Genomic DNA, 21,768 nt, shown 5'->3' on the forward strand with positions numbered 1-21,768 from the left:
GGCGGATTCCCGTCAGCCGGTCTGGACCAACCTGGAGCAAATGCCGATCCGGAGCCGCCGTGCAAAAAAACGGCCTGCCATCCAGCAGGACCAGCCGCACCAGACAGGACCGGGTGGTATCTTTCCCGTGCGCACACATCGATTGGAATGGGGGTATTTTAACATAAAACGGCCAGTCTGGATGGGGTGAAACCGGCAGCGGCACCGCCCTTCCCCTTGACTGCAGATGTTTGGGATGCATTCCTATATTTTTGGCGGATGGCAAGAAGGCTGCCGTTTTCGTCAACCCGTTTTTCGCGTGATAGCCGGTCCTTTCTTCTTTACGCCTTCTTCCGGCTGTTTAAAATGATTTTAACCGCAAAGCCCACGGGTTCGAAATTCGCAGCCGAGACAGCGCCGTTGCATGTTTCAACACAGGTTTTCACAATCGCCAGTCCGAGACCGACGCCCCCCGCATCCCGATCCCGTGATGTCTCAGGACGAAAAAAAGGCTCGAAAAGCTGATCCAGCATATCGTCGGGAACACCCGGGCCTGTATCCCGGACTTCAATCTCGACATGGCTGTTTTTCCTTGCGGCGGCTATGGTTATCGGACCTGCACCGCCGGCATACTTGACTGCATTCCTCAACAGATTGGCCAGTGCCCGAACGAGAAGTTCTTCCAATGCGATCACGCGGATTCGCGGATCGATATCGATGTCAACCCTGGCGGACGCTGTCCGCTCCCGTTTGACCGCCGTCTCAACGATCGGAAGCAGGTCGACCGTTTCCAGACGGACCGTATCCGCTTTGAGATCGGCCCGCGAGAACGCCAGCAGTTCATTGACCAGCCGGGTCAGGTGTTCGACATCCTCCAGCACGTCCCGGACCCGCCGCCGGCTCTTTTCTTCGACGCGCTGCTCCAGGGCGCCGAGGCCGAACTGGATCCGGGCGATGGGAGATCCCAACTCGTGGGCCACATCTCCCAGAAACCGTTTCTGGCCGGTTACGAACGCGGAGAGCCGGCCGGCCATGTGGCGGATTGTGCTTGCCAGCCTTCCGATCTCATCGGCCCGGGGTTCATGAACGGATACGTCAAACTGCCCTCTGGCAATTTTTTCAGTTGCGCGGGTCATGCGGGCCAATGGCCGGGTAATACTGCGGACCATCGGAATCCAGAACAGCACCGAAATCAGAATAACCGTTGCGGTGGCGGTCAGCCACGGCACCGGATCGAAAAAAAAGCCGTTGCCCGTTAACGATTCCGATACGGCAAACAGGAAGGCGGCCTGCGGGGGACCCGGCGGCGCCGGCGGCAATGGAATCCTGACCCCGGCCCAGTAGCGGGTCGGGTTCTGGGTTTGCATCATCAGATGGGGCCTGTGGTCTCTTGCGGGCGGTGGTGGATCATGGCGTTGGTGAACAGGCGGATGCATCCTTTTGGGTCGCTCGTCCTGCATGGCGTCTGCAACCCTGGCCATGACCGTTCCGGGAAGTGCGCCTTTTGCAGACGAATAATACCTGCCGTTTCCAAGCACAAGTGTAAAATCGACCTGGTGAACGGCTGCGTGCCGTCCAAGTATGGCGGACCAGTCGGAGGACGGCACCCGGGTCAGGTCATGGGCAATCAACATCCCGGCGGTTCGCAATCGGTTGGCTCCCTGCTGCCCCAGAATCGACAGCAGGTCCATCTTCGACTGGAAGACGAAAAACAGTCCCAGCACCGCGGCCACCAGTACGATGTTCAGGAAGAACCAGGCCAGAATCTTGGTAAACAGAGACGAGGCCGGCCTCATGATTCCGGCTCCTCCGGTTTCTTGAACAGATAGCCGACGGATCGAACCGTCTGGATGAACCGGGGGTTGCGGGGCCCCTCGCCCAGTTTACGGCGCAGGGAGGAAATATGGACGTCCACGGAACGGTCGAAAGCCTCGAAATCCCTGCCGGCGACGGCATCCAGAAGCTGGTCCCGCGACAGCACCCGGCCGGCGGACTTAGCCAGGCAGGCCAGCAGGTCGTATTCTAAAGGCGTCAGCTCAAGCCTGGCAGCCCCCAGCCGGGCGCTTCTGGAATCTTCATCGATCTCCAGGTCTTCGAACACCAGCCGGCTGTTCTGATCCCTGGATGCGGATTGGGAGCCGGTTCTCGCATGCCGGCGGGTGACGGCCCGCAGGCGGGCCAGCAGCTCCCGGGAAGAGAAGGTCTTGGGCAGATAATCGTCGGCCCCCATTTCAAGCCCCACGATCCGGTCGGTCTCGTCTCCCCTGGCCGTAAGCATCAGCACCGGCACATCGGATTCCCGGCGCAGCTGTTTCAGGACTTCCAGCCCGTCCATCTGGGGCATCATGACGTCGAGAATCACCGCCTGATAGTCTCCCGCCATAATCATTTCCAGCCCCTGGACCCCGTTGTGGGCCGCTTCGACCGAATAGCCCATGGGCTCCAGATAATCCGCCATCAGCCGGCACAGCTTCCGGTCGTCGTCTACAATCAGGATTTTACTCGCGGGCATTGATAGGTTGTCTTGATTCGTCACTGCATCCTGCCTTTTATAATCGGATTGAACGTCACGTCCTACCCCTTCAGCGACACCCGGGGCAATCCACTTTACATAATCTTTACAATTTTGACCACCAGCGACAAAAAAACTTTACATCCGTCGGTTAGGTTCGGCCCACAACCGGTAAGAAAGTGACTACCGCATCATTCATTCCAAAGGAGAGCCAAAATGAAGGTCATCAAGCAATCATCCATCGCTGTCGCTCTGCTGGGCGTCCTTATCGCCTTTGGGGCATTCGGTCATGATGCCGCGGCCCAGGAGCGCAGAGGGCATCACGGCCCGCCCCCCGAGGCCTATACCGCCTGTGAAGATAAGTCCGAAGGGGATGCGGCAGAATTCGTGAGCCCGCGCGGCGATACGGTCACCGGTACCTGCGAGTGGGAAGGCGACCGCCTGGTCCTGCGCCCGGACAATCCGCCTCCGGGGGGGCACCGGGGCCGGAACGACAATGACGATTAGCTGCAGTGAGAAGAAAACCATGCGGGGGATTCCGAAAACAGTCATTCTGATACTGCTGATCGTGCTGCTGTTCGCCGGCTGCGGCAGCGGATCTTCGGACAGCGACAGTTCCGGCGACGATGCGACCAGCAGCGAAGAGGCGACGGGCTATGCGATCGTCGATACGGGCCAGACGGCCTGTTACGACGCCAATGGGAACGAAATTACCTGCCCGGCACCCGGCGATGCCTTCTACGGTCAGGATGCCCAGTCTGCCGGCAACCAGGCCCGTTATACCGACAATGGCGATGGAACGGTGACAGACGAGGTGACCGGATTGACCTGGCAGCAGACGCCGGCCAATACCGGCTTGAGTTATGCGGAGGCCCAGGCCTACTGCGAGTCGCTGACGTTGGGTGGCCATGACGACTGGCGCATTCCCTCTACCAAGGAGCTGTTCTCGATCAGCAACTTTTCACTGGGATGGCCTTATCTGGACACGGACTACTTCGAGGTCTCCGAACTGGCGCCCGGGACGACCGACTACAGTCCGGACTACGGTTACTTCTGGTCGAGCACCAGCGCCTATTTCGGTACGGAGAGCCCCGAATATTACTATGCCTGGTATGTGGCCTTTGGAACGGCGGTTGACAATGATGGCGCCGATACGCACGGAGCCGGTGCGGTGCGCTTCGACACCAAGGTCGAAGGCGGTGCATTGGGTGAAGGCGGCGAACGGAATTATAATTATGTCCGCCTGGTGCGCGACGCGGATTAGCCGTTTTCCCCGCAGTCACCCCCCGCTCATGCGGCGGGGCGCCTCTTTGGCGACCAGCCATTTTCCGGACAGACACGATTTAACCACAGAAGCGAAATCGATATTCATGGACCAGACAAGCGTGCTTTTAATAACAGGGTCTGCTCACCTCCATTCGACACTGAAGCGGCTTCTCGAGCGGGAGCATGTCCTGTTCCGCCATGCAGGGCAATGGGACGAGCGGTGCCTGCCTTCGGAGGCCGCCCCGCCTCACATGATTGTTCTCGAGTGCCCCGGATCGGGTGTCGATGGATTGTCCATCTGCCAGGAAATCCGTTCCCGATATTCGGGCCTTCTCGGGCTGGTGGCGGATGATGAAGACGAGCGTTTTCATATCCTCGCACTGGACCTGGGCGCGGATGCCACGTTCTCCAAAACAACGGGCACCCCGCTGGTGGCGGCCCGGATCAGGGCGCTGCTGCGCCGGTTTGCACCATCGACATCGCCCCGGGTACTGACTTTCGGCCGATTGACCGTGGATGCCAATCATCGGGACGTGTATGTATCGGGACAGGCGGTCAACCTTACGTCCCATGAATTCCAGGTGATCTGGTACCTGGCCTGCAAACCCGGCTGCGTCGTCTCCCGCGATGAAATCTACCGGGACCTCCGCAATGCCGCCTATAATGAATACGACCGCAGCATCGACGTATATGTCTCCCGCATCCGGCAGAAAATCGGCGACCTGCCTTCTTCTTCCAGCTACCTGAAAACCGTTCGCGGCATCGGCTACCAATTTGTCGACGCTGAAAAGTAAACCTGCGAATCCGATCGAGGAGGTCTGATTGAACGCCATGAGAAACACAGTGACGCTGTTGGTCGTCCTGACCATTGCTATGGGCACCGCATTTGCGGGGCAGCCGTTTCGAACCCCGGGCAATCCGTCCGTTGTGTATGTGAACCTGGCCAGCCGGACGGCATCTCCGGATGGCGGCTCATGGGGCAGCGCCTATGCGTCGCTGGCCGAAGCGCTGCAAAGCGATTTGACCGGCAAGGAAGAAATCTGGGTGGCCAGGGGGACCTACGCCCCCACCCGGGATGCAGATCGCCATGCGAGTTTCACCCTGGTGTCCGGCATCGGCCTGTACGGCGGTTTCAGCGGCCGTGAAACCCGCCGTGAGCAACGCAACTGGAAAAGGAACCCCACGGTCCTGACCGGAGAGATCGGCGACCCGGACGAAATGGGCGACAATGTCTATCACGTCGTGACCGGATCGGATGACGCGATTCTGGATGGATTTACGATCCGGGACGGATACGCCGTTATGGCCGAAGGGGAAACCGACGACAGCGGGTGCCTGGTGGCCGTACCGGACGCGGCGTCCGCCATGGAAATTCTGCGGATCGTCACCAACATAAAAAATTCGTCCGGTGCCGGACTGTTGAACCTCCATGCCGGAACCGTCACCAGAAACTGCCGGTTCACCAGCAATTTTGCCTCCAAAGGCGGCGCCGTGTACAACATGGTGACCCGATCCTGGGATCCGTCCGATATGGCGGCAACGGTCGTCGGGGAACCTCCTTCATTCGAGACCTGCATCTTTGAAGACAACCATGCCACCGGCCGCGGCGGTGCCGTCAACAATGATTTTTACACGGCTTCGACCTTCGTCAACTGCATCTTTGCCGGCAACCGGTGCGACGCGAAAGGCGGCGCGCTCTATGCGGACATGGGCAGTCCCGTCGCCCTTATCAATGTCCTGTTCCGTCAGAACGAAGCCGAACGCGGCGCCGCGCTGGTCGCCGACGGCGTCTCGCCCCACCGCATGGTGTATGCCACATTCGTCGGCAACATCGCCTACGACATCGGTGCGGCGCTCTACCAGGGGACCTACATGGGAGACGCCAGGGACGGTGAGGCATTTATCGGCAATGAAGTCCACCTGTACAAATCGATCGTCATTGGCAACGACAGCGAATCCTCGTCTTCATCCATCAGCAACTGGCATGACTGCAGGGCGACCCATGACGGCGAATCCATAGTGGAAACCGAAGAGGGCAGTCTCACCGTCAACGACTACCTGAATCCCATGACGTACGCATCCAGATCGAAACGGGCCGGCTGGCGACCGGACCGGAAAGTGAATACGGCATACTGGACCGAACGGTTTGAAAACGACCCCAACCGGACCTACACCGCCTACGCCTATGACACCGCCAGTGTCCCCGGCACGCCCGCCATCATCTATGTGGACGACAATGCAATCGGTCATAATGATGGCACCTCATGGCCGGACGCCTACACCAGCCTGAGCGTCGCCCTCGAAAATGCGATCCTGGGTTCCCAGATATGGGTGGCGGCGGGAACGTATAAACCCACGACGGGCACCGACCGCTCGCAGGCCTTTGTCATGAAAGAAGGGGTCGCCGTCTACGGGGGGTTTGCAGGAACCGAATCCAACGTGAATGCCCGTGATTACAACACCTACACCACCACGCTTTCAGGAGATATCGGAACCGTAGGAGACGCTTCCGACAATTCCTATCACGTGCTGTTCGGGGCATCCGGTGCGGTTCTGGACGGGTTCGTCGTCCAGGGCGGCAACGCAGACGGTGATTTTTTCCACAGCCGCGGCGCCGGCCTGCTCTGCTACGACGCAGCCTCGCCCGATATCGCCAACTGCACCTTTCAGGACAACACGGCCGTCGAAGGCGGGGCGATTGCCTGCTACGCCGATGCAGCGCCCACCATCACCAACTGCCTGATTGCGGGAAATACCGCCGAAAATGGAGGGGCGCTCCTGTTTCGCACCGGTCCCGATTCCCAGGAAAACGGCCCCAAAATTGTCGATACCTTCCTGTCCGACAACATCGCTTCGGACCGCGGCGGTGCCGTCTACATCGACTACGGCGCCTGGCCGGGTTTCGATGCCTGCACGATATCCGGCAACGCCAGCACCGGAAACGGCGGCGGGGTCTACGTGGATAACAACGCCTCTCAGCTTTCGGCAATCGAGGCGCGATTTACGGCCTGTGATCTGGTCAACAACCTGTCCGGTCAGCGCGGCGGGGCTTTTGCCATCTACGAAGGCACCGTGTTCCTGGACAATTCGACGATTACCGAGAATTTTGCCGCCACCGGAGGCGGTGGCATCGCCCTGGATTACATGGGCAGTTACGTAAACATGGACGATTCGTCGACAATAACGGACAACACCGCAACTTCCGGAGAAAACGACATCGATGATGACAGTACGATGGGCGCATTGCCGCCGCCGATGGCGATGTAGCCCGGAACGGGTTTCGGACAGTCCGATAAAAATCGTCTGATCCGGATGGGGCGCCGCCGGTATTGTTATCCCCCAGCAATGCCGACGGCTCCCCGTTACGTTGGGCGGTTGTACCTGGTGTTCGTCCAGAAACAGGCAATTTTTGGCCGAAATCAAGGCGCTCGAGAAATTTTACCGCAGGCATAGGGTTGATATGCCGGGAATCCTACGTTGAGCACAACGCCGATATCGGTCAAACTGGCCATTTATGGATGCCCACGAACCGGCATGGCCTGAATTCCGATGAACTTTACCAAACCCTTACAAATTCTTTCCCGGACAACAAAAAACGTTTACATCGGTTGGCTATCCTCAACATGAACCGGGCAGGAATGCCTCCGGGTCCGGACCTTTTCAGAAGTAAAAACAGGGAGAGGAAATATGGCACATGCATTCAAAAAAAAGTTCATGGCGGTGATGGTCGCACTTTCCCTATCGTTTCCCGTCGCAACGCCATTTGTTTTGCGAACCGCATTCGCTCGTCCGGCCGGTCCGGGTGCATTTCCCATGGGGCATCATATTATCCATCTCGGCTCCCTGATTTTCTTATTTCTCGACGGCATATTTTTCAGACCGGGCCCCGGGGGATATGTTGTCGCCCCTGCCCCGGTGGGCGCTGTCGTTCCGGTACTGCCAAGCTCAGCCGTCCTGGTAACGGTCGAAGGAATCCCCTACTACAGCAGTTCAGGCGTCTATTACCGGCAGGTCCCGGAGGGCTATGCCGTCGTGACGCGGCCGGTGGCGACAGCTGAAATTGCAGGTGGCGGAAGTAATCCGGTCCTCCCAGCCCGCCCTTGACATTGAACTGGATGAACTGGTTTCGGTTTTGGGCGACAACCTCATGCACAAGACCGCGCGATCGATGGCGTCACCCAAATACTGTTCGAAAACACGGTCAGACAGGCGACCGGGCATCCGCAGGCCGGTTGCCGGCAGAACTGGAAAAAAAGAGATGGCGGTTCAAAACACAATGGAAGCGACCTGGAAGCGAAGGGTCGTATCGCTGATTGCCTTGCTGACGTTTTATTTTTTTGCAGCCGGTGCCCATGCCCAGGATCAGAATAAAGGCCGGCCGACCGGCGACGACACGGCGGAAATGGGTTCACAGCGGTTTGTCTCCATCGATTTCAACAAGGTGGATATCGCGGTGTTCATCAAATTCATCAGCGAACTGACCGGCAGGAACTTTGTTGTCGACCAGCGGGTCAAGGGCCAGGTGACCATCATCTCCCCGTCCAGAATTTCGGTCGATGAGGCCTGCAAGGTGTTCGAATCGGTCCTCGAGGTCCACGGTTTCGCCACCGTGCAGGCCGGCAGCCTGACCAAGATCATTCCGTCCCCGGACGCGCGCACCAAAAACATCGAGACCCGCACCCGTGCCCGAGGCGATGTTGACGGTGACCGGGTGGTCACCCAACTCGTCCACCTGCGCTTCGCCGACCCGGACGAGGTCAGGAAACTGTGTGCGCCCATGGTATCCAAAAGCGGTGCGATCCTCTCGTACGCGCCCACCAGCACCCTGATCATCACCGAAAATGGCGCCAACATCGCCCGTCTGATAAAAATTCTGAAAACCATCGACATCCCCGGCGTGGGGCGTGAGATCACCCTGCTGCCGGTCCGCCATGCCGAGGCCGCCAAGCTGGTGTCTTTGCTGGAAACGGTGTTCCCGACCGCCGGCGCAACATCCGGGAAAACAGCCGCCGCATCGAGCGGAACCGCCGCTTTCGTGGCCGACGAACGCACCAACTGCATCATCCTGATGGCCAGCGAAGAGGATACCCACCGGGTCCGCAGCCTGGTCCAGGCCCTGGACAAAAAAACACCCAGGGGCGAAGAGAAAATCCACGTCTACTACCTGGAGTATGCCGCGGCGGAAGAAATCGCGGCCGTCCTCAAGGATCTCCCCAAAGCGGAGAAGGCCCCGGACGGCGGCGCCAAACAGGCGCCGGTGGTATCCGACCAGGTGACGGTCGCGGCGGATACCGCCACCAACAGCCTCATCATCACCGCCGACCGGGACGATTACGCCACCCTGGCGGAGGTGATCCGCAAGATCGACATCCCCCGCGCCATGGTCTACATCGAGGCACTGATCATGGAGGTCAATGCGGACGAAAGCTTCGATCTGGGCACCGAATGGATCGTCGGCGACGATGTTTCTTCGGATGCCATTGCCGCCGGGGGATTCACCACGGATGACAGTCTGCTGTCCGTTGACGACGACGGCGTCGTTTCCGCGGCCCTGGCCTCGGGCTTCTCCCTGGGGCTGTTCGGCGAATCCGTTGAAATCGAAGGCGTCTCCTTCCCCGGTATCGGCGCCATTGTGCAGGCATACAAATCGGACGAGGCGGTCAACATCCTATCCACGCCGCAGCTGCTCACCACCGACAACCAGGAGGCCAGCATTACGGTGGGCAAGAACGTTCCCTACCAGACCACCACATCCACAACGGACAACGATACCTACAACTCCTATGAGTACCGGGATGTGGGCAAGACCCTGAAGATCACCCCCCAGATCAACCGGGACCGCATGATCCGGCTGAACCTTTCCCTGGAGGTGTCCTCGCTGGCCGATGCGTCGACCAGCGACAGGCCCACCACCTACAAACGCACCGTGGAGACAACGGTGATGGTCAAGGACAGCCGCACGGTGGTCATCGGCGGGCTCATTGACGACACCTTCTCCCAGACCGAGTACAAGGTCCCCTGCCTGGGGGACATCCCCGGGCTGGGCTGGCTGTTCAAAACGCGGTCCAGGGGAAATGAGAAGACCAACCTGTTCGTCTTCATCACCCCCAGGGTGATCCAGAACCCGGGGGAAGCCTCGGCCGTGTCCGCGGCCAAGAAGACCGGGATCGATGGCTTGCGGGAGATGCAGATACAACGCTATCGGGGCGGCCGGGAAACCGAGGCCAGCGAGTCTGCCGGAAAGCCATGATAAATGGCGGGGCTGCCGCCAGGCGCCGACCATACATGGAAACAGGAAGGATTGACCGTCGATGGACACGATTTACGAAAAAAAAGGTGTAATTCAAATTTGCTGTGTCTGCCATCGACTTATCAATGCAAAGCAGGCACTGGCTCAGCTTGAAGGCTATGCCAAAGATTGTACGGGGGTGGAATTCTCACACGGTTTGTGTCCGAAGTGCTACCAGGAGGAGATGGCCAAGGTGGAAGCCTTCGCGTGTGGAACACCAACGATCCGCGTCCTGAAAGATGACAGCTGTGTTAAAAATAAAATGGCAGAAACTGCCGATGAAAAAAATCCGTGCCCCATCGAGGCGGATTCTTCCTGCTCGGAACCGAGCGACGTATATCGGCGCCAAAATGCAAAGGATGGCCCATCATGAAAAATTCGACTGCCTGTTTGCTGGTCGCATCAGCGACCGTTTTTCTCCTGCTTGCCGGATGCAGCCGCAACCTTGCTGCAATCCGGCCCGCTCCCGCCGGGAACCAGGCTCTTTCCGAGGAGTGGTTGAACCGCGGGATTGCCCATGTCATCGAAGGCGAGTATCAGAAAGCCATATCCGATTTTTCAAAGATTCTGGAAATCGACCCGGCCAACGGATCCTGCTACTATCACAGGGCCCTCGTATGGAGCCGCGTCGGCAATTTCGAGCGGGCCCTGGCAGATCTGGACGACGCGCTGGCATTGCAGCCGGAAAATGCGCACGCCTTTACGGAGCGAGCCATTGTCCTGGTGAAAACAGGAGAATATGAGCAGGCAGATTCGGATTTTGCAAAGGCGCTTGAAATAAATCCCCTCAACGAAAAGGCCTACAACGGACGCGGTGTCTTGCGGGCCAAAACCGGCGAATACGATCTGGCGATCGCCGATTTCGACAAAGCCATCGGCCTGAATCCCGGCTACGACAGATCCTACAACAACAGGGCGATCGTCTGGACCTGCACAAGCGATTACAGCCGCGCGTTGAGCGATTATACCACATCCATACGGCTCAACCCCGCAAACGCAGTCGCCTACAATGGCCGCGGGCTGATCTGGGCCCTGAAAGGCATTCCCAAGCGAGCGCTGGCTGATTTGAACCGGGCGATAGAGATCGATCCCGCCTATGCGCAAGCCTACTTCAATCGGGCCAGGACATGGAAGCAACTGGGCAGCCTGGAACTGGCCCTGTCCGATATCGAGAAAGCGATGCGTCTGGCGCCGGAAAAAAAAGAGTACAAGGACATGGCTGCCTACCTGGCGTCCAGGTTAAAGGCCCCCGCAAACCCCCTTTGACCGTTGGCTGCAGGGTTACCACCCGGCACTCAAGGCGATTGTATCAAGAGGGCTGATATTTTCAGGCGCACATCGAAACCGGTATCGGAATCGAAATGTTTCGGAATACCCGAGTCAATCGATCCCGATACCGATATGGCTAAGGTTGATAAGATTGACCGGCCACTTCAATCTTAACGTTCGCAACCGGCCGCCTTTCCTCCTGTAACATCCCGATCCCTTCGCTTTACAATTCCCTTACAATTCTGCCCTCGAACAACAAACTTTTTTTACATTGGTGGTTTATTCAGGGCTCACGAAGCCTGGTCGCGGTGCGATGCAACCTGAACAGGCGGGCAACAACAACGGTGAGTAAAGGAGAAATAGATGACCATCCAATCCATAGACGGCTGTATCGGCTGCGGGACCTGCGTCAAGACCTGTCCCACGGATGTGATCCGCCAGGATCCGAAGACGGGAAAAGCCGTCATCATGTATCCGGCCGACTGCCAGATCTGTCACCTGTGCCGGATGTATTGTCCCGTGGATGCCATCACCATTTCGCCGGAAAAGTCAATTCCGGTCGTGGTTTCATGGGGGTAAAAATGGACGCATATCGGAAATCCGCTTTTGTAAGAACATCGGTATTGGTATTTGCAGGCCTGCCCCTGCTGTTGTATGGCCTGGGTGATTTTCCGGAACGGTCGTTCCTGAAAGAATCGCTTTCCGTCGTGACGATTCTGGGTTTCTTCCCGATGATCGGCCTTTTTTTCTGGTCGCGGGCCAACGCGGTCGCCGTCAGCGGATTGAAGATGCACCGCACGATAACCGTTCACAAAGCTGCCGGATACACATGCGCTGCGATCATGCTTCTGCACCCGCTGTTCCCGGTGGTGCCGCGGTTTTTCGAATCCGGCGTCGCTTCGGGGGACGCGTTGGTCACCATCCTCGCCACCTTCAAGCCGGGGGTTGTGCTCGGCATCCTGGCATGGTGCCTGTTGCTGGTGCTCGGCATAACGGCATTCACGCGCCACCGGCTGCCGATGACCTACAGAACCTGGCGCAGGTGCCACGGCATCCTGGCGGTGGTGTTCATCACTGCGGCTGCCTGGCATGCCGTCGATCTCGGACGGCATTCGAACCTGTCCATGTCTGGCCTGATCATCCTGCTGGCAACAGTTGGTGTCGGGCTGTTTGTGGGGCATACCATTTCAAGTAAATCTAAAGGACCGAGGATTGATCGATGACAACAAACAACCAATCAACGGGTGTGTCCCGACGGAAATTCATGGCACTGGCGGGCGGTGCGGCCGGATTGGCGGCCATGGCCGCCATGGGGCTGTCCGCCGGCCGGGGCGAATGCAGCGTCAATATTCCTGAAATCGACGCGGAGAAGATGAAGACGGCCGAAAGCGAAGCCGATGTACTGGTCGTGGGCAGCGGCATCGCGGGACTTTTTGCAGCGGTCAAAGGCCACGATGCCGGGGCCCGGGTCCTGATGGTGTCCAAGGGACGCCTGGGTTCATCGGGGCAGACCCCTTTTGCCAAAGGAATCTTCGCCTACGATCCTGCCAAAGAGAAGTTGAGCCTCGATGCCTTTCTCGACAGGGTCTCCCGTTCTGCCATGGGCACGAATAATCCGGTATTCACCCGGCAGATGGCCGAGCACTCTCTGGACAGGGTCAGGGATCTGGAGGCGTGGGGATTTTTCGATTCCCCCCTCTATTTCGATGCCTTCAGCCGGCCCATTCGAGAGCGCGGCATTCCGGTCATGGAGAGAATCATGATCACCCATTTGATCGAAGAGAATGGTAAAATCGCCGGTGCCGCCGGTTTCAGCGTCGATGAGGCCACGGTTCACATCTTCAGGGCCAGGAGCGTCGTGCTGTGCTCCGGCGCCGGGGGATTCAAACCCAACGGGTTTCCCATCTGCGACCTGACCCACGACGGCACCGTCATGGCCTATCGAATCGGCGCCAAGGTCACCGGCAAGGAATGGAATGACGGACATCCGGGCCAGGCGACCAACGCGGCAGCCTGCTATGACGGATGGCATGGCATGTTCGACAGGAAACCCGGCCGGACTGGAATTGGCATCCGCCATGACCTGGGCGTGGAGATCAACTACCAGGCCTATATGGCCGGCAACCCCATTGCCGGGGGGCCTCCCGGACCAAACCGCGAAGTGCAGGTCAGCGGCGGCCCGTATCGACCGGAAGGATTTGAGGACCGCGGCGGCCCCGGAGGGCCTCCCGGCGGCGGCCCCGGAGAGGGAGGCGCGCCTGCCGGAATGGGCGGCAGCACGGTCGGCGGCTCTTCCGCCGGCATGTCCATCCACAAGTCCGAGGGTCTGGTCCCGGTCAACGCAGACGGCGCCTCCACGATCCCCGGGCTGTATGCGGCCGGCGACGCCCTGGGCTCCTACATGGCAGGCGCCATCTATACCCAGATCGGATCGTCCCTGGCCGGATCGGCCGTGCAGGGCGGCATCGCCGCCGAGGCCGCCGCCGCCTATGCCAAGGGCCAGGCCATGCCGACCATACCGGACGGCAAACGGTTGACCGTACGGGAGGAAATCCTGGCGCCCCTGAAAAGGGAGCGCGGCTACAGCCCCGCCTGGGTCACCCGGACCCTTCAGGGCGTCATGATTCCCAACTTCGTTCTCTACATCAAAAAAGAGCCGCTGTTGAAGGCGGCCCTGGCCTATGTCGAGGAATTGCGGGATCACCATATGCCCATGCTGCGGGCAGCGGACCTGCATGAACTGCGTTTGGCCCATGAAACCGCCAACATGATCGTCAATGCCGAGATGAAGCTGCGGGCGTCGATAATGCGCAAGGAGAGCCGCTGCAGCCACTTCCGGCTGGATTACCCCGAACCGGACACCAAAAACTGGAATGCCTGGATCAACATCCACAAGGGCAGCGATGGCAGCATGCAGCTCGAAAAGCAGGCCTTCGGAAGCTGGCCGTCGTGAATCGGGGTGGCTGGAGATATCCCCTTTACAGGGTGTTGAAAAACCTCATGAGCGCAGGGCAGACAATGCGAAATTCGGCGAAATAGCGCAGTTTATGAGTGATAAATGATCATTTTGAGACGACTTTTAACGCCGTATGGACAAGCGCAATGGTTTTTCAACGTCCTGTTGATTGCTGCAGGCAATACGAGAACAGGGTCTGTCCGTAAATGGCGGCGTGGGGGTCAGGCGTTTTCGCAACCGCAGGCGTTGCAGCGCTGCGTAGAGGATGGCGGAATCGTGAAAACGCCGGCCCGGGCCGCAGGATGCCATTTATGCCAATACACCGATAACAGCCCGCATAAACGCCGGCAAATCGGCGGGCGTGCGGCTGGTGACCAGACCGCCGTCCACCACCGCCTCCTTGTCCACCCAGTTTGCTCCGGCGTTGACCAGATCGTCCTTGATGGAGAAATAGGAGGTGACGGTCCGTCCCCGGATGATGTCCGCCGACACCAGCATCCAGCCGGCATGGCAGATGGCGGCCACCAGTTTGCCGGCCCCGGCAAGTTCCTTCACCAGGCCGACCATGGCCGGGTAGCGGCGCATGTGATCCGGGGCGTACCCGCCGGGAATGACCACCCCGTCATAATCGGCTGCCGACACCCGGTCCGCCGTGGTGTCGACGGTTACCGGAAGCCCGGCCTTGCTGGTGTAGGTATCGGCGCTGCCCGACCCCACCACGGTCACGGCGGCGCCGGCCTCCTTGAGCCGGTAATACGGGTACCAGAATTCGAATTCGTTGTAGAACGTCTCCACCAGGATAAGGATTTTTTTGCCCTCGAGTTCCATAGCGGTGCCTCCTTGCCTTATGCTATTAAAGCCCTCCTGTACGAAAAGGACCGTTCACCGCAATTCAACTTTCATCACTAAGAATTCAAAATTAACCTGACCGACCGTACCATCTTGACCGGGTGATAGGATTTCTTGGCCTTGGCCAGTCCGGGAATACCCATGTCGCTCTCCTTGTTGAGGTAGGTATAACCGTCAAAGAGCATACGGGCGCAGGCGTTGTCGAAGTACTGGTACAGCCCCTTGATGCTGCCGAACGCCTTTTCGTATTGTAAGGTCGCCATCTCCCGGGTCAAGGGTGCGGAGATGCCGAAAGCGCTGACCTGGCCGTCGATGCGCAGCAGGATGCCCTTCAGGTCGAAGACGGTGATGTGATTCAGGGTGTTGATGGCCGCCTGCTTCTCACAGGACAGGTCAAACTGGTCATCGGCATCGCAGTCCCGCTCCCGGCACCACTCCTCGAGAAAAAACAGGCATTCCTCGGCGTTGTCCGGATTGATGGGGTCGATGGCCACCTTTCCCGGGTCCACGTAATCGCGCTTGAACTGGTTGATCAGGTTGCGTTTTTTGGAATAGCGGTTTCCCTTGAGGCCGGCGAGGTCATCGACCCGATAAACATAGTCGTCGTAGGCGGCATGGGCCTTCACCTGAAAATGTCGACCGACGGCATCCGCGCCGAAACGATCGAGATAATCACCGGGAACAAACCAGTATTGGGTGTGGCCGGCCGCCCTGGCCACCGTCGCAAGTTCCTCAGGCGAAAACTCCCTTTGCGGTGAAATCGGCAGCAGCAGATGCCGGTTGGCCGTCTCCGCCTCGAATTCGGCGGCAACGATGAAGGCATCGTCGAATTCGGCACCGAAGGGCTGGTATTCCTTGTTGGTCCAGGCAATGATCGATGACAGGGCGTAGGCGCACAGGGAGTAACGCTGGTTTTCGAAAAAAGGACGGTAACGGTAATGGTCACGGAATGTCAACGGCTTTAGATTTATCATGATGTCTTGAGCATGGGCACGGAATCGGCCATGGGGGAAAACCCCAGGGGCCGATAAAACGGATGCGTTTTCCTTTCTGCGATTAGTCCGATCCAGCCGATACCGTCGGCTTCCAGCCGGGCCGTCAGGGTCGCCACCATACGGGACCCGATGCCGCGCCCCCGAAACGCCGGGTCCACGGTGACGTCCTGGATGTAGGCGTCGCTGATCCGGTCGCTGATGGCACGCCCCATGGCAACAATCGTTTCTGCCTGGCAGGCCACCAGGAAACAGTGGCTGCCGGCGACGATGCCGGCGACGAGAGACGGGTTGTCCCCGTCGTCTGTCCACCAGCCGGCCTGGCGGTAAAGGTCGGTCAGTCGGGCGATTTCAGCCTGGGTCGGTGTTTCAAGAAATGTAAAGTCGATCATCTAAAGTCAGGTGCGTCCGATGAGGGTTATGGCAGAACAGCGAAAAGGCGGCAACGATGACATGAAGGCGTCTGCCTGTTTCATTTTTGGGGCGCAGAGAAACGGAGTCATCCGTCGTCGTCGCCGTCGAGGATGAAAGAGACCTTGTTGCGTCCGGCCTGCTTGGACTGGTACATGGCCTGATCGGCCCGCTGGACAAAACTGGAGATCTCTTCCTCCCGGCGATATTGCGTCACACCGATGCTGATGGTAATTTCCAGATCGGGAATTTTACCGTCGGTAAAATCTTCGACCGCTACGGCGGCACGAAGGCGTTCGGCAACGGTCCAGGCTTCTTCTCCATGGGTTCCCGGCAGGATGATGGTGAACTCTTCGCCACCGTAACGGTAGGCGGTATCCATCTTCCGGAGGCAGGATTTGATGATCCGTCCGAGGCAGACCAGGATTTTATCGCCTTCCAGGTGGCCGTAAGTATCGTTGAAATCCTTGAAGTTGTCGATATCCAGCAACAGGAGGCTGAGTTGATGGCCGTATCGATTGAAGCGCTCGATTTCTCCCTTGAGCTGGTTGTAGAAATGCCTGGAATTGTACAACTGGGTGAGGCCATCGGTGATGGAGAGTTTTTTCAACTTCTCCAGCATGTGAATCCGCTCCTGGTTGAGGCGCCGTTCGTTCAGCACCCGCTTGAGACGCAGCAGCAGTTCTTCGAAACGCACCGGCTTGAAAACGAAATCACTGGCCCCCTTGTTGATGGCCTCTTCGTATGAGTATTCCGTGCTGTAGCCGGTCATGACGATAACATCGATCTCATGACTGCTCTTGATCCGGTCGGTCAACTCCAGCCCATTCATGCCGGGAAGCATGATGTCGGTGATGACCACTTCCAGGGTGTTGCCGGAGAGCACATCCAGGGCCTCCTCGGCACTGGAGGCCACCGAGGCTTCGTACCCGGACGTCTCGATGAACTCCTGCATGGCATCGCGAATGGAGAGATCATCGTCAACAATTAGTATATGTGGCACCATGGAATCCGTTTTCACGAATGAAAGACCGCCATCGGATACGGGTTGACATGTCCGAAAACGATCTGATATTAATAAAAATTTTTAAGAAATGAGACGATTATAACCATGTTGAAAACCGGTGTCAACCGAGAGGCGCTGCCGGTTTTCGCAGAACCTGTAATAATATGAAAAACATACGCAACTTCAGCATCATCGCTCACATCGATCACGGCAAGTCCACCCTGTCCGACCGGTTGATCCAGTCGAGCAAGATCATCTCGGACCGGGATTTCAAGGACCAGATCCTGGACACCATGGATATCGAGCGGGAACGCGGCATCACCATCAAAAGCCAAACCGTGTGTCTGCCATATAAATCCAAGGATGGCAAGACCTACGATTTAAACCTGATCGACACGCCGGGCCACGTGGACTTCACCTACGAGGTGTCCCGGGCTCTGGCCTCGTGCGAAGGTGCCCTGCTGCTGGTCGACGCCAGCCAGGGCGTTGAGGCCCAGACCCTGGCCAACCTCTATCTGGCCCTGGAGCACAACCTGGAAATCATTCCGGTGATCAACAAGATCGACCTGCCGTCGGCGGACATCGACCGGGTCAAGGACCAGATCGAAGAGGACTTGGGTTTGGACCCGGAGACGGCCATTCTGGTATCGGCCAAAGAGGGCCTGGGCATTGACGACGTCATGGAGGCCACCGTCCGGATGCTGCCGCCGCCGGTCGGCGATGCCGCCGCCCCGTTGGAAGCCCTGATCTTCGATTCCCACTACGACCCGTTCCGGGGCACCATCGTTCATTTCCGCATCAAGCAGGGCACCATCCGCGCCGGGGACCGCATCCGCTTCATGTCAAACAACGCCACCTACAAGGTTGAGGAGGTGGGCGTATTCCAGATCGTCCGGGTACCGAAAAAAGAGCTGTGCGCCGGTGAGGTGGGGTACATGATCGCCGGCATCAAAACGGTGAGCGACACCCGCTGCGGCGACACGGTCACCGATCACCGCCGGCCCTGCAGCAAACCGCTGCCCGGCTTCAAGGAGGCCAAGCCGGTGGTCTTCTCATCCATCTACCCGGTGGCGTCCGACGGCTACGAAGACCTGGTGGTGGCCATGGAAAAGCTCAAGCTCAACGACGCGTCTCTGATCTACGAAAAAGACAGCAGCGCCGCCCTGGGCTTCGGCTTCCGTTGCGGCTTTCTGGGCCTGCTGCACCTGGAGGTGGTCCAGGAACGCCTGGAACGGGAATACGACCTATCCCTGATCCTCACGGCCCCGTCGGTGCGCTACCGCCTGATCATGAACGACGGCGACGAACTGATCATCGACAACCCGGCGCTTTACCCCGACCCCACCAATATCGAGTATGCCATGGAGCCGTTCATCAAGGCGGCCATCATCGTCCCGGACCGATACATGGGCGCCGTGATGAAGCTGTGCCTGGAGCGCCGGGGCATCAACAAGAACTACCAGTACCTGACCAACAACCGCCTGGAGATGATCTTCGAACTGCCCCTGGGGGAAGTGATCTACGATTTCTACGACCGGCTCAAATCCATTACCCAGGGCTACGGGTCCTTCGACTATGAGTTGATCGAATATCGCCGGACCGACCTGGTGAAGCTGGATTTTCTGATCAACGGAGAACGTGTGGATGCCCTGTCCATGCTGATCCATCGGGACAATGCCGTTGCGCGGGCCCGGGTCGCCTGCAGCAAGCTCAAAGATGAAATCCCCCGCCAGATGTTTAAGATCGCCATCCAGGGCGCCATCGGCGGCAATATCATCTCCCGTTCCACCGTTTCGGCATTTCGCAAGGATGTGACCGCCAAGTGTTACGGCGGGGACATTTCTCGCAAACGCAAGCTTTTGGAAAAACAGAAAAAAGGCAAGAAGCGCATGAAAATGGTGGGTCAGGTGATGCTGCCCCAGTCCGCCTTTCTGGCTGTGCTCAAGACCGACACGGACTAATATCGACGGTTCCCTGAGCCGGCCGATATCGGCGTTACGCATCATCCCTCGCCATTGCGGAATACGAAAAGGACACCTCATTCCTCGGGATGCGCAGGCCTTGACCCCGAACCTTTTACGAAACCGTCTGAAATGGTGTATGATAAGATTTCACGGATTCGGTGGTGTCTTTACAAAATCCGGTCAACGCCTTGTAAACGCTTCAGATACCGTCAACCATAGCATTGTAGAGATAAATAACTTATGGGCCAGACCATCGCACAGAAAATATTCGACGATCACCGCATCGGCAGCCCGGACAGGGATGTTCACGTGATCCGGCTGGATGCCGTATTCTGCCATGAAATCACCACGCCGCCGGCCATCGTGGACCTCGAGCAGCGGGGCAAAGACCGGGTGTTCGACCCGGCACGCATCAAGGTGGTCATCGATCACGTATCGCCGGCCAAGGACTCCAAAACCGCCCTTCAGGGTAAAATCCTGCGGGCCTGGGCCCGCCGCCAGGGCATCGTCGACTTTTTCGACATCGGGGCCAACGGGGTCTGCCATGCCCTCTTCCCGGAAAAAGGCTTCGTCCGCCCCGGCTACACGGTAATCATGGGCGATTCGCACACCTGTACCCACGGGGCCTTCGGCGCCTTTGCCGCGGGCGTCGGCACCACCGACCTTGAAGTGGGCATACTCAAGGGCGTCTGCGCCTTCAGGACGCCGGAAACCATACGCATCAACATAGCCGGCAGCCTGCCCGACGGCGTCTTTGCCAAAGACGTCATCCTGTCGGTCATCGGCCGAATCGGCGTGAACGGCGCCACCAACAAGGTCATTGAGTTTGCCGGTCCCGTGGTGGCGGCCATGGATATGGAGTCGCGCATGACCCTGTGCAACATGGCCATCGAGGCTGGCGGCACCTGCGGTATCTGCCTGCCGGACCGGACCACCGTGGACTACCTGTGGCCCTTTATCAAAAATGATTTCGACACACCTGAGGCCGCCCTGGCCGACTACGCCAGATACCTGCCGGACGCCGATGCGGTCTACGCGCAGACCATCGACCACGATGTATCCGCGCTCACGCCCATGGCCACCTTCGGCTACCGGCCGGACAACGTCAAACCGGTCGCCGACCTGGCTGGCACACCGGTGGACCAGGTGTATATCGGATCGTGCACCAACGGCCGCATCAGCGACCTGCGAATCGCCGCACAAGTCCTGTCCGGCAAGCGCGTCAGCGACGCGGTGCGGGCCATCGTCTCACCAGCCACGCCCAAGGTTTATAACCAGGCCCTGGACGAGGGGCTGATCAAGACGTTCATGGATGCGGGCTTCTGCGTAACCAACCCCACCTGCGGGGCCTGCCTGGGCATGAGCAACGGCGTGCTGGCCGAGGGCGAAACCTGCGCGGCCACCACCAACCGGAACTTCAACGGCCGCATGGGCAAAGGGGGCATGGTCCACCTGATGAGCCCGGCCACCGCTGCAGCCACGGCCATAGCCGGCAGCATTGCCAATTCGGAACTTTTTAAAGGATAACGGATTGGCACCCCTAAACACATATCCCCAGCGGATTGGTATGAAGCCCGGGATCAAGGCTTGCGGGTCCCGGGGAGCGAGGTGTATCGGGAATACGCCGCAGCGACGAGGGGCGAAGCGCAACGCCGATATCGGGCTTCATACCAATCCGTTAAAATAGGAGACGCCCATGAAACCATTCAACGGCCCCGCCCTGTTCCTGGACCGTTCGGACATCAACACCGATGAAATCATTCCGGCCAAATACCTTACGGAAATCTCACGCGAAGCGTTGAAGCCCTATCTTCTGGAGGATCTGAGCCTGGAGGGATTCGACCCGGCCGCCGATATCGCCGACAAAAGCGTCATCGTCACGCGGGCCAACTTCGGCTGCGGATCGTCCCGGGAACACGCCCCCTGGGCGCTGGAGGTCAACGGCATCAATCTGGTGGTGGGCGAAAGCTTTGCCCGCATCTTCCGCCAGAATATGTTCAACTGCGGCATGATGGCGGTGGAACTGCCGCCAGACGTCATCGACCGGTTGTTCGCCTCCTTTGCCGGCCATGAGACCACCGCGGAGACCGACGTGGACGCCGGCACCATCACCTTCACCGCCGGGGACCGATCGATTACCGTTGCCTTCACCCTCTCCGGATTCGATGCGGACCTGGTCGCCGCCGGCGGATGGGTCGACTATGCAGACGCCCATTATTGAATGATGGGCTCCGGGTTCGGAGTTCCGGGTTCACTGTTCATCGTCAACGTGTTT

20 protein-coding genes are annotated in these 21,768 nt (G+C 58.7%); 14 read left to right on the top strand and 6 right to left on the bottom strand.

Features of this window, described 5'->3' with window-relative positions; translation table 11 throughout:
- Positions 1-320: 320 nt before the first annotated feature.
- On the bottom strand, positions 321-1,775 hold the full coding sequence (locus DSCA_RS09000; RefSeq protein ID WP_155316113.1) for a sensor histidine kinase: 1,455 nt from the start codon (positions 1,773-1,775) through the stop codon (positions 321-323).
- On the bottom strand, positions 1,772-2,491 hold the full coding sequence (locus tag DSCA_RS09005) for a response regulator transcription factor (RefSeq protein ID WP_155316114.1): 720 nt from the start codon (positions 2,489-2,491) through the stop codon (positions 1,772-1,774). The genes DSCA_RS09000 and DSCA_RS09005 overlap by 4 nt, the downstream gene beginning before the upstream one ends.
- Positions 2,492-2,707: 216 nt before the next feature.
- Here DSCA_RS09005 and DSCA_RS09010 point away from each other — a divergent pair, with 216 nt between their 5' ends.
- The 11 genes from DSCA_RS09010 (at position 2,708) to DSCA_RS09055 (ending at position 14,268) form a co-directional block, all read left to right on the top strand.
- Positions 2,708-2,998, top strand: a complete 291-nt coding sequence (locus DSCA_RS09010; RefSeq protein ID WP_197904767.1) for a hypothetical protein — start codon at positions 2,708-2,710, stop codon at positions 2,996-2,998.
- Positions 2,988-3,755 carry an Lcl C-terminal domain-containing protein gene (locus DSCA_RS09015; protein WP_155316115.1) on the top strand — a complete coding sequence of 256 codons (768 nt, stop codon included), beginning with the start codon at positions 2,988-2,990 and terminating at the stop codon, positions 3,753-3,755. Before DSCA_RS09010 ends, DSCA_RS09015 begins: the two co-directional genes overlap by 11 nt.
- Before the next feature lie 106 nt (positions 3,756-3,861).
- Positions 3,862-4,551 carry a response regulator transcription factor gene (locus DSCA_RS09020; RefSeq protein ID WP_167527681.1) on the top strand — a complete coding sequence of 230 codons (690 nt, stop codon included), beginning with the start codon at positions 3,862-3,864 and terminating at the stop codon, positions 4,549-4,551.
- Between the two features lie 37 nt (positions 4,552-4,588).
- Positions 4,589-7,024: a right-handed parallel beta-helix repeat-containing protein gene (locus tag DSCA_RS09025; RefSeq protein WP_155316117.1), complete on the top strand. Its 2,436-nt coding sequence runs from the start codon at positions 4,589-4,591 to the stop codon at positions 7,022-7,024.
- A gap of 546 nt (positions 7,025-7,570) precedes the next feature.
- Positions 7,571-7,861: a DUF6515 family protein gene (locus DSCA_RS33165; protein WP_407924249.1), complete on the top strand. Its 291-nt coding sequence runs from the start codon at positions 7,571-7,573 to the stop codon at positions 7,859-7,861.
- Entirely contained in the window at positions 7,824-10,007 is a 2,184-nt protein-coding gene (gene gspD / locus DSCA_RS09030) for a type II secretion system secretin GspD (RefSeq protein WP_155316118.1), read from the top strand. Before DSCA_RS33165 ends, gspD begins: the two co-directional genes overlap by 38 nt.
- A 61-nt stretch (positions 10,008-10,068) precedes the next feature.
- Positions 10,069-10,419, top strand: a complete 351-nt coding sequence (locus DSCA_RS09035) for a hypothetical protein (protein WP_155316119.1) — start codon at positions 10,069-10,071, stop codon at positions 10,417-10,419.
- Positions 10,416-11,312: a tetratricopeptide repeat protein gene (locus tag DSCA_RS09040; protein ID WP_155316120.1), complete on the top strand. Its 897-nt coding sequence runs from the start codon at positions 10,416-10,418 to the stop codon at positions 11,310-11,312. Before DSCA_RS09035 ends, DSCA_RS09040 begins: the two co-directional genes overlap by 4 nt.
- 366 nt (positions 11,313-11,678) lie before the next feature.
- The gene (locus DSCA_RS09045) at positions 11,679-11,894 is read left to right on the top strand and encodes a 4Fe-4S dicluster domain-containing protein (RefSeq protein ID WP_155316121.1); all 216 of its coding nucleotides are present in this window, start codon (positions 11,679-11,681) and stop codon (positions 11,892-11,894) included.
- Between the two features lie 2 nt (positions 11,895-11,896).
- Positions 11,897-12,538, top strand: coding sequence for a ferric reductase-like transmembrane domain-containing protein (locus DSCA_RS09050; protein WP_155316122.1), 642 nt, complete (start codon positions 11,897-11,899; stop codon positions 12,536-12,538).
- The gene (locus tag DSCA_RS09055) at positions 12,535-14,268 is read left to right on the top strand and encodes an FAD-dependent oxidoreductase (protein ID WP_155316123.1); all 1,734 of its coding nucleotides are present in this window, start codon (positions 12,535-12,537) and stop codon (positions 14,266-14,268) included. Before DSCA_RS09050 ends, DSCA_RS09055 begins: the two co-directional genes overlap by 4 nt.
- Before the next feature lie 312 nt (positions 14,269-14,580).
- On the opposite strand, the gene DSCA_RS09060 is transcribed toward DSCA_RS09055, so the two are convergent.
- The 4 genes from DSCA_RS09060 to DSCA_RS09075 all read right to left on the bottom strand — a co-directional run bounded on the left by DSCA_RS09060 (position 14,581) and on the right by DSCA_RS09075 (position 17,529).
- Positions 14,581-15,099 (bottom strand): type 1 glutamine amidotransferase domain-containing protein, encoded by a 519-nt coding sequence (locus DSCA_RS09060; protein WP_155316124.1) that lies wholly within the window; start codon positions 15,097-15,099, stop codon positions 14,581-14,583.
- A 77-nt stretch (positions 15,100-15,176) separates the two neighbouring features.
- On the bottom strand, positions 15,177-16,094 hold the full coding sequence (locus DSCA_RS09065) for a DUF2156 domain-containing protein (protein ID WP_155316125.1): 918 nt from the start codon (positions 16,092-16,094) through the stop codon (positions 15,177-15,179).
- On the bottom strand, positions 16,091-16,504 hold the full coding sequence (locus DSCA_RS09070) for a GNAT family N-acetyltransferase (RefSeq protein ID WP_155316126.1): 414 nt from the start codon (positions 16,502-16,504) through the stop codon (positions 16,091-16,093). The genes DSCA_RS09065 and DSCA_RS09070 overlap by 4 nt, the downstream gene beginning before the upstream one ends.
- Positions 16,505-16,611: 107 nt before the next feature.
- On the bottom strand, positions 16,612-17,529 hold the full coding sequence (locus DSCA_RS09075; protein ID WP_155316127.1) for a GGDEF domain-containing response regulator: 918 nt from the start codon (positions 17,527-17,529) through the stop codon (positions 16,612-16,614).
- 164 nt (positions 17,530-17,693) lie between these two features.
- Here DSCA_RS09075 and lepA point away from each other — a divergent pair, with 164 nt between their 5' ends.
- The 3 genes from lepA to DSCA_RS09090 all read left to right on the top strand — a co-directional run bounded on the left by lepA (position 17,694) and on the right by DSCA_RS09090 (position 21,714).
- Positions 17,694-19,490 carry a translation elongation factor 4 gene (gene lepA / locus DSCA_RS09080; RefSeq protein WP_155316128.1) on the top strand — a complete coding sequence of 599 codons (1,797 nt, stop codon included), beginning with the start codon at positions 17,694-17,696 and terminating at the stop codon, positions 19,488-19,490.
- 243 nt (positions 19,491-19,733) lie between these two features.
- Positions 19,734-21,020, top strand: a complete 1,287-nt coding sequence (locus DSCA_RS09085; protein WP_155316129.1) for a 3-isopropylmalate dehydratase large subunit — start codon at positions 19,734-19,736, stop codon at positions 21,018-21,020.
- 169 nt (positions 21,021-21,189) lie between these two features.
- Entirely contained in the window at positions 21,190-21,714 is a 525-nt protein-coding gene (locus DSCA_RS09090) for a 3-isopropylmalate dehydratase small subunit (RefSeq protein ID WP_155316130.1), read from the top strand.
- Positions 21,715-21,768 lie beyond the last annotated feature (54 nt).

The sequence above is a fragment of the Desulfosarcina alkanivorans genome (assembly GCF_009688945.1).
In the GTDB taxonomy this organism is placed as follows: domain Bacteria; phylum Desulfobacterota; class Desulfobacteria; order Desulfobacterales; family Desulfosarcinaceae; genus Desulfosarcina; species Desulfosarcina alkanivorans.